Consider the following 13,792-nt stretch of genomic DNA (forward strand, 5'->3'; position numbering starts at 1 on the left):
GAATACAACAATCGATGGTACCCAACCGTGATCGTTACCAATCGACCTTCTTCGAGAAAGGTGAATCGCTTGTTTGGGTTTCATTGGAATGACGTGTGAACGATCATCTTATTTCATGAACGGACCTTTCAGATGATTTGGTTCTCCCCTCCCGATCTGCCAGAGTAGATAGCAAACGGGAGCTAGGCTTAAATGTGTGGTCGAGTATGTGTGCCGTTTTTTCATTGTAAGGGTAATCTCGTACAATCTTATTATACCACCCATAGAGAGTTTTGGGATGCATGGCCTCCTCCTTTCTGAATTCTGGGGTCTATCCGTCAAGCTACAGATCTTACATCTTCTTTTAAGAGCGAAGCTAAGCTTCAGCAGCATTGCTTGGTTATACCCGAATTGATATTTGGGCTGCGCTTATTGTTGGTTTATGCAACGCTTTCAAGGGAACGAAAAAGGAGAGGACTTCGCACTTCATGAACGGGACTTTCTGATTTCAATGTCGTTGTGAATTACCGATTTCTAAGCTCTTCGGGCAGCCAGTATGGGTTCGTCCTGTCTTCTTTCGCAGTGCCATAATTTAAATTGAATGCTTTCCAATTTTTCAAAGCGCTCCAATCGTTACCGCCGTGATCATTCAGTTCTTCCCACACATCAAATGGGAAAGACGCATTGACCATTTCGGCATCATCAACGACCAACGGCGTTGCTTCGTTATGCACTGCAATATCGGGATCAAGAGCGGCCATGGTGGTTTGTTCCCAGGCTTCTATCTCTTCCCAGACATCAAGCGGGAAGAATTCAGAAACGATGGTTGGGGCGGAGATGCTGAAAAATGCCAGGGTTGCCAGGACGGTCACAATTTTTGGTTTAAAACCTGTTGTTTTCATCGTTCCTCCTCTCTCATTTGGCCTCAAGTATCAGCCATTAAATGGAACGGGCTTAGCCAATACAAGAAGCAGAAGGTATGCCAATGCGCGAAATTTTTTAACCATCTATAATCACAGTTTAATTTTAAAGGGCGGGCACACTATCCATTCCTAAGTTTCTGAGTGATAGCGAAAAGCAATTAAAATGCGGAAATATCGTGATTGATGTCGATAAATCGTGAGCCACTTGTTTAGAACAGACAAGGAGAGAAAAGATTCGAAATAGGTATTATTGGTCCAGTGCATAACGGGGTTGCTATTCATCCTTACGGTGCTGCGCAGCACTGCCGTTACAGGCAGAACATTCCTCGCGGCTTGCCGCGGGGAGGGTTCAATACATAACCGGATGGCGCCGTTCGTGCCCGAATCGACGACGGATCCACCAGTCAACAAGGAGAGGATAGACCATGGCACAGGTAATCGCTGACAGGAGAGATGTTGATTTCGTGCTTCATGAACAGTTGAACGTCGGTGCGTTGAGCGAACATGAAAAGTACGCGGAATTCAACAAGAAGACCGTAGATTTGATCATCAGTGAAGCCCGTAATCTGGCAATTAAAGAAATTCTTCCCACCTTCAAGGAGGGCGACGAGCAGGGATGCCGGCTTGAAAACGGCCAGGTATTCGTTCCGGAAAGCTTCAAACGCGCATACGACCTGTTCGTCGAAGGTGAATGGGTGGCCATGCCCGAGGATCCGGAATATGGCGGACAGGGGATGCCCCGGACTGTGGCCTTGGCTGCGGGTGACTATTTCAATGGTGCCAACTATGCGTTCATGATGTATCCTGGGCTTACTCACGGCGCCGCCCTGCTGGTGGAGGCCTTCGGCACGGAACGGCAGAAGAAACGCTTTTTAAAGAACATGTTTACCGGAAAGTGGACCGGCACCATGCTGCTCACCGAACCCGAAGCCGGTTCCGATGTCGGCAACCTGACCACCACCGCCGTGAAAAATGAAGACGGCACATACGCCATTTCCGGCAACAAGATTTTTATCTCTGCCGGTGATCACGACATGGTGGAGAACATCGTTCATCCGGTTCTGGCCCGGATCGAAGGGGCACCCGCCGGCACCAAAGGGATCTCTCTCTTTCTGGTTCCCAAATACCGGGTCAACGACGACGGCAGTCTGGGCGATTTTAACGACGTGGTTTGTACGGGCATCGAGCACAAGATGGGCATCAACGGAAACGCCACCTGCTCATTGACCTTAGGCGGCAAGGGCCAGTGCGTCGGCGAACTGCTGGGCGAAGAGAACAAGGGCATGCGGGCCATGTTCCTGATGATGAACGAGGCGCGTCTGCTGGTGGGGATGCAGGGATTCTGCTGCGCCAGCCCGTCATACATGAATGCGGTCAATTACGCCAGGGAACGGATTCAGGGCAAGAACCTGCTGCAGATGATGGATCCCAACGCACCGTCTGTAGCGATCATTCAGCACCCGGATGTTCGTCGCATGCTCATCTCCATGAAGTCATCCGTGGAGGGCATGCGCAGTCTGCTTTACTATGCCGGCTTCCTTTCCGATCAGATCGCGGTTACCGATAACGAGGCGGAAAAAACCCGGCTGCAGGGCATGATGGACCTGCTTATTCCCATCTGTAAGGGATACGTCACCGACAAGGCCTTTGAAGTGTGCAGTACGGGCGTGCAGGTTTATGGCGGATATGGTTATATCAGGGAGTATCCCCAGGAACAGCTTTTGCGGGATTGCCGCATCACCATGATCTATGAAGGCACCAACGGCATTCAGGCCATGGACCTGCTTGGCCGAAAACTGGGCATGAACAAGGGCAAACCGATCATGGACCTGATGGTCGAGATCCAGAAGACCATCGCCCAGGCCAAGGCACTCGACGGCCTGAAGGATTACGCGGCCAGACTGGAAAAGGCCCTTAACCGCCTGGGTGAAGTGGCCATGCACCTGGGCGCCACCGCCATGTCTCCCAAGGTGATGAGCGCTTTTGCCTTTGCGCACCCGTTCATGGAGGCCTCCGGCGACGTGGTGATGGCCTGGATGCTGCTTTGGCGAGGGGTCGTGGCGGCCACCCAACTGGAAAAAGGGGCCAAGAAAAAAGATCAGGCATTCTACGAAGGTCAGATGAAAAGCGTGCAGTATTTCACGCAGGCCGTGCTTCCCATTACCATGGGCAAGATGGACGCCATCATGACCACTTGCGAGGCGTCCATAGAAATTACCGAAGACGCGTTCGGCGGCAAATAAGTCGATAAACTAAAAAAAATTGCCGTTCTAAGGTTCAAGGTTCAAGGTTCAAGGTTCAAGGTTCAAGGTTCAAGGTTCAAGGTTCAAGGTTCAAGGTTCAAGGTTCAAGGTTCAAGGTTCAAGGTTCTGGGTTCAGCGGTTCAGCGGTTCAGGGTGAACCAGAACTTCAGCAATAGTATCATTTAACGATAAACGCTGATCAGATGAATAGTTACCTGGCGGGGCCACTCGCGTTGCGATTGGCGGATTCATCAGGAACCCGGTGGCCTATGCGCACGGTCAACGAATGAAAGCAAACCCTGAACGCTGAACCTGGCGACGCTCACAAAAAACAAATGAAGACGGGGGTTGCATCTGGATGCAACCCCCGTCTTTGTAATTTGCCGTTCTCAGCGGCCCATCCAACACGGCCGGTTCCCTATTGTTTTTTTTGCTGCTCCATGACTCTGAGATCTTTTTTGAGAACCTTGCCCACATTGGTTTTGGGCAGTTCCCCGCGGAATTCGATTTCCGTGGGCCATTTGTACTTGGCCAGCTTGTCTTCGCAATATTTCATCAGCTCTTCGGCGGTGGCTGTCTGGCCTTCCTTTAACACGACGAACACTTTGACCGCCTCGCCGCGTTTGGGATGAGGAATGCCGATGACAGTGGCCTCCATCACCTTGGGATGTTCGAAAAACACCTCTTCGATATCCCGGGGATAAACGTTGAAGCCGCCGGAGATGATCATATCTTTCTTGCGATCAACGATGTAGAAATAGCCGTCTTCGTCCATTTTTGCGATATCGCCGGTGTGCAGCCACCCGTCGGTGAGGGTTTCCGCGGTGGCGTCGGGGCGGTTCCAATAACCCTTCATGACCTGGGGGCCTTTGACCAGGAGTTCACCGGTTTCACCCACAGGAACGTCCGTGACCCCGTCGCCAAGATCCACGATACGGCTTTGGGTGTCTGAAATGGGAATACCTACGCTGCCTACTTTGCGATCGCCCTTGAAGGGATTGATGTGGGTTACCGGGCAGGATTCGGTCATTCCGAAACCCTCGACAATGACCGCACCGGTTTTCTTTTCGAACTCGCTGATTACCTCCACCGGCAGCGGGGCGCTGCCGGAAAAACAGCCTTTGATGGAAGTGAGATCTGCTTGTGCAATATCAGGGTGTTCGAGCATGCCGATGTACATCGTGGGCACCAGTGGTGCAAAGGTGGGTTTGAATTTACTGATGGCCTCCAACAATTGAGGGGCTTGGGGTTTGGGTACCAGGATGTTCCCCCAACCCTTGAAAATGGCCAGGTTCATGGCGGTGGATAGGCCGAAGACGTGGAAAAAAGGAAGGGCGCCGAGCATGATTTCATCGCCGCCGAAAGTGGGAAACCAGGCCGATACATGCTGGGTCTGTTTGCTCAGGTTGCCATGGGTGAGCATGACACCCTTGGAAACACCTGTGGTACCTCCGGTATACTGGTACATGGCCACAGCATCAAAATCCAGCGCCACCTGTTGCGGGTTGGGCGCATAGCGTGCGATCAGTGCTTTCCATTTGTAAAGGTTGTCGGCCGGTTTGACGTCGGCAGCCAGACCTTTTTTCTTGCCCACCAGAGGGAAAAGGAAATTTTTGGGAAAGGGGAGATAGTCACCGATACTGGTATAGATAATCTGTTTGATCTTGGTTTTTGGCCGAAGATCGATCATCCGGTTGCCGAGCAGATCCAAGGTGATCAGCACTTTGGATCCGGAATCATTGAACTGATGCTCCAACTCCCGGTCGGAATACAAAGGGTTGTTCATCACGGATATAGCGCCGATGCGCAGGATGGCATAGTAGGCGGCCACACAAGGGATTACATTGGGCAGCAGGATCGCCACACTGTCTCCCTTTTTTACCCCGAAGTCGGTCAGGCAAGCGGCAAATCGATCCGCCATTTCGTTCAGTTTGCTAAAGCTGATTTGATAACCTTGAAATGTCAGGGCCATTTTATCCGGGAACGCCTCGGCCGACCGCTTCAGGAACTCCGGCAGGCAGATGTTTTCATATTGAACATGTTCGGGAACGCCTGCCTCGTAGTGGTTCAGCCACGGTTTTTCCAGATAGGGATTGTCTGTGCTCACTTGAACCTCCTTTTTCCTTGTTTTTAATGGGCGTTCGTAATAAATGAGGCCCGCATGCCTGTTGGGTGGAGTTTGTGCTGCTGAATCAGTTGTCACCTATTTTGAGACGCTGCTTTTGTCAATAAAATTGATGGTTAATTTTATCTTTGGCGTGTGCACATTCGGTGGTGCAAAACCCGATAAATTGTTTTCGCAGAAATAACGACGCCACTGCTGTCAGTGGGTGGGGATGGACATCTTCACCAAAATTTTTTCTTGACAGGATTGGAATCAGTCGTTAAAAACTGAATGAATCCTCATTCATTTTTATGCATTTTAATACGAAACCGAAGGGAGAACAAGGGTAAAATATGGAAAACGCGTTGATCGCTCCGGCTAAGTATTTTTTTCTTGTCATCCCCACAGTGGTTTTTTCGATCCTGATTCCCCTGGTGGGGATTGCCGTCTTTGCCTATATCATGGCCATCCGCCTGGCGCCGCTGGTCAAGGCGGCCCCGGACAGCCGAGCGGACCGTATTCCCCAGCGCATCTATAACGTGGTGAAGATCTGGCTGGGCCAGTATCGCCAGCCGCGCTACCTGCTTGCCGGGGTTGTGCATATCGTCATCTTTGTCGGATTTCTGATCCTGAGCATCCGTTCGTGCTCCCTGGTCGTCATGGGCATTTTTCCAAGCTTCGTCATGCCCGGATTTGACGGGGTGGTTGGCCACATCTATAATTTCCTGAAAGACTATGCCGCCACCGCCGTACTGGTCGCCTGCGCCATCGCCGCCTTTCGGCGGGCCGTGGTCAAGCCGGAACGCTACGCCGTGCCGGCTAAATACGGCAAGGACCACACGGCCGAAGCGCTGTTCGTTTTAGGCCTGATCTCGACGCTGATGATTTCCGAAAGCCTGTTCGAGGCCAGCAGTGTGGCCGCCAACACCCAGGCCGGGCTGCACGCCGAGTTCCTGGCACCGATGAGCCTGGCCTGGCTGTTAAAGCAGGCCCTGCTGTCCACCTCCGTGGAGACGCTGCAGACCCTGCACATCGCCGCCTACTATGTCCACGACCTGACCTTCTTCTTTTTCCTGTGCTTTCTGCCCCTGGGCAAACACTTCCACGTGATCACCTCGCTGTTCAACGTGTTTTTCATGCGCATCGATCGGGGCAACATCAAACCGGTTCAGCACGGCGTCACCGATGAACAGCTGGACGATCTGGAATCTTTCGGCGTAAAAAAGCTGGAGGACTTCACCTGGAAGCACATCCTGGATTTTTACTCGTGCGCCGACTGCGGCCGCTGCTCGGACAACTGCCCGGCCAACGCCGTGGGCCGGCCGCTTTCACCGCGCTTCATCTCGATCAAGGGACGCGACCTGGTATTTAAGAATTATCCCATCCATCCCTATGGCAGCCCGTTCAAAAAAAGCGAGGATCTTATCGGCAGCATTTACGAAGAGGACGAGATCTGGTCCTGCACCACCTGCGGGGCCTGCGAGCAGGAGTGCCCCATCGGGATCGAGTACATCGACAAGATCGTCGACCTTCGTCGCGGCATGGTGGACGAGGGCATGGTGCCCCAGAGCCTGCAAAAGCCATTAAAGGCCCTGGAAAAGCGCGGCAACCCCTGGGGCAAGATGGAAAAGAAGCGCGCCGACTGGACCAAGGATCTGCCCGAGGGGGTCACCGTCAAGGACCTGGCCAAAGATCCGGCCGAGGCCCTTTATTTTGTGGACAGCATCACATCCTATGATGACCGCATGCAGGAGATCGGCCGGGCCACGGCGACCATTCTTTCCCGGGCCGGTGCGGACGTGGGTATCCTGGGCAAACAGGAAAAAGACAGCGGCAACGAGATCCGGCGTTTCGGTGAAGAGATGTTGTTTCAGACCATGAAGGAGATGAACACCGATGCTATTCTCGACAGCGGGGTCAAGCACATCATCACCGCCGACCCGCATGCCTACAACGCCTTGAAAAATGACTACCAGGGACTGCCGCCGGTCGAACACATCAGTCAGTTCATCACCCGCAACGTCAAATCCGGCGCCATCCGGCTGACCGGCAGCAATGGCGACGGCAAGGTCTACACCTATCACGACCCCTGTTACCTGGGCCGCCACAATGATGTTTACGAGGACCCGCGGGCGGCCCTGGATGCCATCGACGGGTTGAAGCGGGTGGAGATGGAGCGCTGCCGCGACCGGTCTTTTTGCTGCGGCGGCGGTGGGCTGATGCTGTTTTACGAACCCGAGGAAGAGCAGCGCATGGGTGTGCTGCGTGTGGAGATGGCCGCCACAGCGGGTGCCAACGTCATCGTCACGGCCTGTCCCTTCTGCCTGGTCAACATGGAAGATGCGATCAAGGTGGCCGGGTTGGAAGGCAAGATGGAAGCCATTGATTTGTCGGAATTGATCGTACAACATATGGCTTAGGCCAGTTTCTGATATTAAGTTCTATATGAAGATAAAATTTCAATAACCAAATCACAAATCACAGACAAATCCCAAAGATCCTAATCTCAAATTCCAAACCGGTTGGTCTGCCCCTTGTTTGAATATTGAAATTTGAGATTTATTTGGCCCAATTTTAAGATCAGGTGGATATTGGAATTTGTTATTTTCAGCTTGTCTTACTAAGGGAATGTGTAATCAGTATTCTTAATAGGAGGAAAACATGGAGATCTTAGTATGCGTCAAAAGGGTACCCGATTCCGCTGAGAACGAGATCGAGGTGAACCGCGACGGCAGCGATATCGAGCGCGACGACCTGGTCTACTCGGTCAACGAATGGGACAACTACGCGGTGGAAGAGGCCATTTTGATCCGCGACAAGGTGGGCGGCAGCGTTACGGTGATCACCGTGGGCGACGACGAATCCGAAGAGGTGCTGCGCCGGGAGATGGCCATGGGGGCCGACAACGGGTTGTTGCTTTGCGACGACGCCTTCGAAGGGTCGGACGGCAAAGGCGTCGCCAGCCTGCTCAAGGCGGCGGTAGATAAGGGCAAGTACGACCTGATCCTGACCGGTGCCCAGGCCGATGGCGGGGCCGCCGAGGTGGGCGGCATGCTGGCGGCCATGCTGGACTACCCCTATGCCTCACTGGTGAACAAGATCGAGGTGGACGGCGACAAGCTCAAGGTGGGCCGTGAAATCGAAGGCGGCAACCAGGAGATGAACGAGATCCAGCTGCCCTGCGTACTGTCGATCCAGACCGGCATCAACGAACCCCGCTACGTGGGCATCCGCGGCATCCGCAAGGTGGCCTCGGTGGAGATCCCCCAGCATGGCGCCGCCGATCTGGGTGTTGACGCCGCTACCCTGGGTGCCGCCGGCGCCCGGGTCAAACGGCTGGATTATTTCGTGCCTGAAATGGGCGAGGGAGCCGAGATGCTCGAGGGCAGCTCCGAAGAGATCGTTGCCAAGCTGATTGAACTCTTGAAGTCCAAAGGAGGGTTGAAATAATGGCTGATATTTATGCATACACTACACACACGGCTGGCGTGGCCGATGATTCGGCTCTGGAACTGGTTGCTGCGGCTAAAAAGATCGATGCCAATGCCGCCGTCACCGCCATCGTCACCGGTTCGGGTGCCGAGGTCGACAAGGTGGCCGATGCGATGGCGGCCTCCTATGCCAAGGTGCTCAAATTCAACCTGGACGCCCTGGCCTACCCCAATGCCGAAGTGGTGCGCAAGCTGCTGGTCAATGTCCTGCCCGCCGATGCCATCGTGCTGGTTTCCAACGACACCTTCGGTATGGACTTGGGCCCCGGCCTGTCGATCAAGCTGGATTCGACCTTCGTGGCCGACGTGGTGGGTATCGAGGGTGTGGACGGCACCGTTTTGAAGGTGATCCGCCAGGAATACTCGGGCATGGTCAGCACCCATGTGACTGCCGACATGTCCGGCGGCGCGGTGGTCAACCTGCGGCCGGGCGCCTTTGCCCCCGATGAAAGCCAATCGGCCGGCGGCAGTGTTGAAGACCGCTCCGGCGATGCCGGCGACCTGACGGTCAAACGCACCTTCCTGGAAGTCGTGGAAGCCGAAGTCGGGGATGTGGACATCACCAAGTCCGACGTGCTGGTTTCTGTGGGCCGTGGTATCGAAGACGAAGAGAATATCGAAGTCGCCCAGGAACTGGCCGATGCCATGGGCGCCGTGGTCTCCTGCTCGCGGCCCATCGTGGATGCCAAGTGGCTGGAAAAATCCCGCCAGGTGGGCACCTCCGGGCAGACGGTCAAGCCCAAGGTATACCTGGCCTGCGGGATCAGCGGCAGTTTCCAGCACATGGGCGGCATCAAGGGCGCACCGTTTATCGTGGCCATCAACAAGAACGTCAAGGCGCCGATCTTCCAGATGGCCGACGTGGGCATCGAAGCCGACATCCTCGATTTTCTGCCCGAACTGACTGATGCCATCAAGGAATCGTAGACTACCGTCCTTCCCATAACCCGGCGGGCGCCTGCTTTGTTAAGTGGGGGCCCGCTTTTTTTATCGTGTCTCCCGCCATCCGCAGGTGGCGGCCGGATCCACCCGGGACAAATTCCCTTCACCCGTGTTGTTCTTGACATGTCCGGGTCCTTGGCATACATGAGTTCTTTCGCGGGTCATGGCAACCTCCCGTTTCCATGGCGGATAACGATTTGCAGCAGGAAACCATCCATGAATGTGCTTTACGGCGGCATAACCGCTTTGCGAATGGTCAGCTGGTTGATAATTGCCGGACTGGTGGTTCATGGTGCTGGAATGCTGCCGGGTTGCGCTGCCGATGAAGGGGATAAGCAGGTTGTTCATCTCTATTTCGCCGATGTGAAGCGGTCATTTCTTATTGCCGAAGCGCGTGTGATGGTCAACCCTGGCGAACCCTTGGCATTTGGCAGGCAGCTGGTATTGGAACTGATCAAGGGGTCTGCGCGTGGAAATCTGGCCACCATACCCAAAGAGACCCGACTGAGATCCTTTTTTCTGCTTGAAGATGGGACGGCGGTGGTTGATTTTTCCCTTCATCTGCGGGAAAACCACTCTGGGAGTTGCCGCCTGGAACAACTGACACTATTTTCCATTGTCAATTCCCTGGTCCTTAACGTTGCAGAGGTCGACCAGGTAAAAATTCTCATTGACGGAGCGGAGGCACAGACGCTGACTGGCCACCTTCCACTAGAATTTCCCTTAACCGCTGATATGCTGCTGACACGATGAAGAAAACTGACAAACTGAATAATATTCGGAATATTGGTATCATCGCTCACATCGATGCCGGTAAGACAACGGTCACCGAACGGGTCCTTTACTACACGGGGCGATCCCACAAGCTCGGCGAGGTTCATGACGGTGAAGCGGTAATGGACTGGATGGCCGACGAGCAGGAACGGGGCATCACCATCACTTCAGCGGTCACCACCTGCCAGTGGAATGGGCGGGATATCCAGGTCATCGACACGCCGGGTCATGTGGATTTTACCATTGAGGTGGAGCGCTCCCTGCGTGTGCTGGATGGGGCCGTGGGTGTCTTCTGTGCCGTAGGTGGTGTGGAACCCCAGTCGGAGACGGTCTGGCGCCAGGCCGACCGTTACAAGGTACCCAAGATTGCCTTCATCAATAAACTGGACCGCATCGGTGCCGATTTTTTCGGTACGGTTAAAATGATGCGCGACCGTCTCAAAGCCAATACCTTGATTCTCCAGATTCCGATGGGTACCGAAGACAGCTTCTCCGGTGTTGTCGATCTGATTCGCATGCAGCAGGTCCGGTGGGACGACGACACGCTTGGGGCCAGCTACCGTACCGAGGATATCGATGCCGAATTCCGCGAAGATGCTGAAATATACCGGGATCAGATGTTGGAATCCCTCGCTGAGGTCGACGACGGGATCATGGAAGCCTACCTGGCCGAAGCACCTATCGACACGGAGACTATTCTGGCCGCCGTCAGAAAGGCTACAGTCGCATTGAAACTGGTGCCGGTGCTGTGTGGAAGTGCTTTGAAAAATAAAGGAATACAGCTCCTTTTGGATGCCATCGTTCAATTCCTCCCCAGCCCGGCGGAGGTACCGGCCATCAAGGGGGTTCATCCGGAAACCGGAGAAACCATCCTCTGCCGGCCGGATGAAAAAGCACCTCTGGCGGCGCTGATTTTCAAAGTTTCCATGGTGGAAGGCCGGAAGTTGTCCTATGTCCGGGTCTACAGCGGCAAAATCACCGCCGGCACAGACGTATATAATCCCAGCCGAAATAAAAAAGAGAAGTTGTCCCGCATACTTTTAATGCATGCCAATAAGCGGGAGCGGGTAGACGCGGTGGGTCCGGGGGCCATTGTCGGGGTCGTGGGGCTCAAGGATTCCTCAACCGGCGAAACCCTGTGCCAGCAGGAACATCCGGTACTGCTGGAAAAAATGGATTTTTACGAACCGGTGATATCCGTGGCCGTTGAGCCCAAAACCCACAGCGACCAGGAGAAGCTCCAGCAGGTACTGGAAAAGTTCATGGCCGAAGACCCCACCTTGCGGGTCCGGGAAGATGAAGACACCGGCCAGACGATTCTTTCCGGCATGGGAGAACTGCACCTGGAAATCATCACCAGCCGCATGCAGCGTGAGTTTAATACCCGGGTCAACGTGGGCAAGCCCCAGGTTGTCTATCGGGAAACCATCGAATCAGCCGCTACCGGCACCGCGATTTTTGACAAGGAGGTCGCCGGCAACCGCCATTACGGCGAAATCGCCCTACGACTTGAACCCCTGTCGCGAGGTGAAGGCAAACAGTTCGAATCACGCCTGGCAGAGGAAGAACTGGCCCCCGGACTGGTGAAAGCGGCTGAGAAAGGGGTGATGGAGTCGTTAGAGAGCGGCATCCTCATGGGGTATCCGGTGGTGGACGTGAAAGCGGTGCTCACCGGAGCCGGGGCCCGGGATACCAACGGCTCGGAACTGGCCTTTACCGTGGCCGCCTCCATGGCGGTGCGAGAGGCCCTATCCCAGGGGAACGCATTCCTGCTGGATCCCATCATGGCCGTGGAAGTCATCGTCCCCGAGGACTTCATGGGGGAGGTGATCGGGGACCTCAACGCCAGGGGCGGAAAAATCGAATCCATCGAACCCAAGCTGGGGGTTCAGACCATCAAAGCGACGGTACCGCTGGCCAAGATGTTCGGCTACTCCACCAGCCTTCGTTCGGCCACCCAGGGACGGGGAACCTTTTCCATGCAGTTCTCCCGGTTTGACCGGAATTAGCAAGGGTTCAGCGTACAAGGGTTCAAGGTTCAGAGGTTAACGCTGAACCCGTGAACAGCCATCCAATAGGAGACCTACAACAAGAAAAGCCGTCCCATTGAGCGGGACGGCTTTTTATGTGTAACAGCGTAGCGGCTTTTACTGGGTCTTGCCGAAGATCTTCACCGGCCGGGTGGTGTCCCCGGTGGCGTTGGGGAAATCCTTGGCAATGTATGCCTTCTGGCCGGTTTCGATCAGGTGGTTGGCCTCTTCCATGTAGTTGGCAAAGCGCAGCTTGCACTCGTAGAAGCCGTGCCACCAGGCGTAGTCCGGGGCCATCATCATGGTGCCCATGCGCGCCCGGCGCCCCTCGTGATGCCACAGCTCGTAGTACTCTACCTCCAAGCGTTCGTCGAAGAACTTGGTCTTGTCCAGTAGGCCCTTCTCGTATAGCTCATCGAGTTTTGCCTTGGCCGGTTTGAAATAAACCTCGTTGTACTCTTCAACGGCCTTGTCGAAACCCTGGTAGAAGTCGTTGATCCAAGAATCGCCGTGGCACGACCGGCAGACATTTTTCATTTTGTCCCGCTCCACCTGCCAGTCGGTGCCCGAGGGGAAGGGCTTGAAATCCTGGGGACGCACCGTCAGCGGTGCCTGGGTCTCCCAGGAGAGGCGCTCGGTCACATCGTGGGTTCCCATGACCTTGCCCGAACCGCTCATGTGGCAGGCCGCGCAGGTGGGAGCCCGGTAGTCGGTGCCCGGTGTCCATGTGCCGGCGGCGGCCTTGAAATTGAACTCATCCTGGAAGGCATTGTAAATCGTACCGTGTTTAGACTCTTCGTAGATCTCTATCTGGGGATGGTCCGGGCCTAAGTGGCAGGAATCGCAGGCTTCCGGTTTTCTGGCCTCGGACACCGCAAAACGATGCCGCGTGTGGCAGGAGGTGCACGACCCCTTGCTGCCGTCCAGGTTCAAGCGTCCCACCCCCACATTGGGCCAGGTGGCGGGATCCAGCTTGCCCTTGTCGTCGATGGCCACCACGGTGCCGTGGCAGTGCAGGCAGCCGACCTTGCGCTCGTTGTCCGAGTTCATGCCCTTGTTCAGCCAGGGATCCAGTTTCCATATGATCTCAATGGTGTTGGCGTGTTTGCTCTTGCTGTACTGGGTCACCTCGTCCGGATGGCATCGGGAGCAGTCCTTGGGGGAGACGATGGCGGCGAAGATGGTGATGTCGCTGGATCGTTTCTTGACCGTCACGCCACGGCGCTTGACCTCCTCGGGGAGGCGGGCCTCGGCGAGGGCGACGCGGTTCTGGACCAGCACGTTGGCGATATCGAGGTCGGTGCCG

General features: G+C 55.0%; 9 protein-coding genes. 6 read left to right on the top strand and 3 right to left on the bottom strand.

Going from position 1 to position 13,792, the window contains the following annotated elements; translation table 11 throughout:
• Window positions 1–503: 503 nt before the first annotated feature.
• The gene (locus tag QNK41_RS13190) at window positions 504–881 is read right to left on the bottom strand and encodes a hypothetical protein (RefSeq protein WP_319257660.1); all 378 of its coding nucleotides are present in this window, start codon (window positions 879–881) and stop codon (window positions 504–506) included.
• A gap of 446 nt (window positions 882–1,327) precedes the next feature.
• Here QNK41_RS13190 and QNK41_RS13195 point away from each other — a divergent pair, with 446 nt between their 5' ends.
• A complete protein-coding gene (locus QNK41_RS13195; RefSeq protein ID WP_319257662.1) occupies window positions 1,328–3,145 on the top strand; it encodes an acyl-CoA dehydrogenase in 1,818 nt (605 codons plus the stop codon).
• A gap of 418 nt (window positions 3,146–3,563) precedes the next feature.
• Here QNK41_RS13195 and QNK41_RS13200 read toward each other — a convergent pair whose 3' ends face one another.
• Window positions 3,564–5,252, bottom strand: a complete 1,689-nt coding sequence (locus QNK41_RS13200; RefSeq protein WP_319257663.1) for a long-chain fatty acid--CoA ligase — start codon at window positions 5,250–5,252, stop codon at window positions 3,564–3,566.
• Window positions 5,253–5,602: 350 nt separating this feature from the next.
• Here QNK41_RS13200 and QNK41_RS13205 point away from each other — a divergent pair, with 350 nt between their 5' ends.
• The 5 genes from QNK41_RS13205 to fusA all read left to right on the top strand — a co-directional run bounded on the left by QNK41_RS13205 (window position 5,603) and on the right by fusA (window position 12,465).
• Complete coding sequence (locus QNK41_RS13205; RefSeq protein ID WP_319257665.1) at window positions 5,603–7,669, top strand: (Fe-S)-binding protein; 2,067 nt, start codon at window positions 5,603–5,605, stop codon at window positions 7,667–7,669.
• Window positions 7,670–7,910: 241 nt separating this feature from the next.
• On the top strand, window positions 7,911–8,699 hold the full coding sequence (locus tag QNK41_RS13210; RefSeq protein ID WP_319257667.1) for an electron transfer flavoprotein subunit beta/FixA family protein: 789 nt from the start codon (window positions 7,911–7,913) through the stop codon (window positions 8,697–8,699).
• Window positions 8,699–9,667: an electron transfer flavoprotein subunit alpha/FixB family protein gene (locus QNK41_RS13215; RefSeq protein WP_319257669.1), complete on the top strand. Its 969-nt coding sequence runs from the start codon at window positions 8,699–8,701 to the stop codon at window positions 9,665–9,667. The genes QNK41_RS13210 and QNK41_RS13215 overlap by 1 nt, the downstream gene beginning before the upstream one ends.
• A 231-nt stretch (window positions 9,668–9,898) precedes the next feature.
• Entirely contained in the window at window positions 9,899–10,435 is a 537-nt protein-coding gene (locus tag QNK41_RS13220; RefSeq protein ID WP_319257671.1) for a GerMN domain-containing protein, read from the top strand.
• Window positions 10,432–12,465 carry an elongation factor G gene (gene fusA, locus QNK41_RS13225; RefSeq protein ID WP_319257673.1) on the top strand — a complete coding sequence of 678 codons (2,034 nt, stop codon included), beginning with the start codon at window positions 10,432–10,434 and terminating at the stop codon, window positions 12,463–12,465. Before QNK41_RS13220 ends, fusA begins: the two co-directional genes overlap by 4 nt.
• 138 nt (window positions 12,466–12,603) lie before the next feature.
• Here the strand turns inward: fusA and QNK41_RS13230 are convergent.
• Window positions 12,604–13,792 (bottom strand): multiheme c-type cytochrome (locus QNK41_RS13230; protein ID WP_319257675.1); only part of this gene is annotated, 1,189 nt, incomplete at its 5' end.

The sequence above is a fragment of the Desulfosarcina sp. genome (assembly GCF_033791525.1).
Lineage (GTDB): Bacteria > Desulfobacterota > Desulfobacteria > Desulfobacterales > Desulfosarcinaceae > Desulfosarcina.

Coding starts and splice junctions, on each gene's coding strand:
- QNK41_RS13215 (WP_319257669.1), top strand. CDS start 8,699: ATGGCTGATATTTATGCATACACTACACACACGGCTGGCGTGGCCGAT.
- QNK41_RS13210 (WP_319257667.1), top strand. CDS start 7,911: ATGGAGATCTTAGTATGCGTCAAAAGGGTACCCGATTCCGCTGAGAAC.
- fusA (WP_319257673.1), top strand. CDS start 10,432: ATGAAGAAAACTGACAAACTGAATAATATTCGGAATATTGGTATCATC.
- QNK41_RS13190 (WP_319257660.1), bottom strand. CDS start 881: ATGAAAACAACAGGTTTTAAACCAAAAATTGTGACCGTCCTGGCAACC.
- QNK41_RS13220 (WP_319257671.1), top strand. CDS start 9,899: ATGAATGTGCTTTACGGCGGCATAACCGCTTTGCGAATGGTCAGCTGG.
- QNK41_RS13205 (WP_319257665.1), top strand. CDS start 5,603: ATGGAAAACGCGTTGATCGCTCCGGCTAAGTATTTTTTTCTTGTCATC.
- QNK41_RS13195 (WP_319257662.1), top strand. CDS start 1,328: ATGGCACAGGTAATCGCTGACAGGAGAGATGTTGATTTCGTGCTTCAT.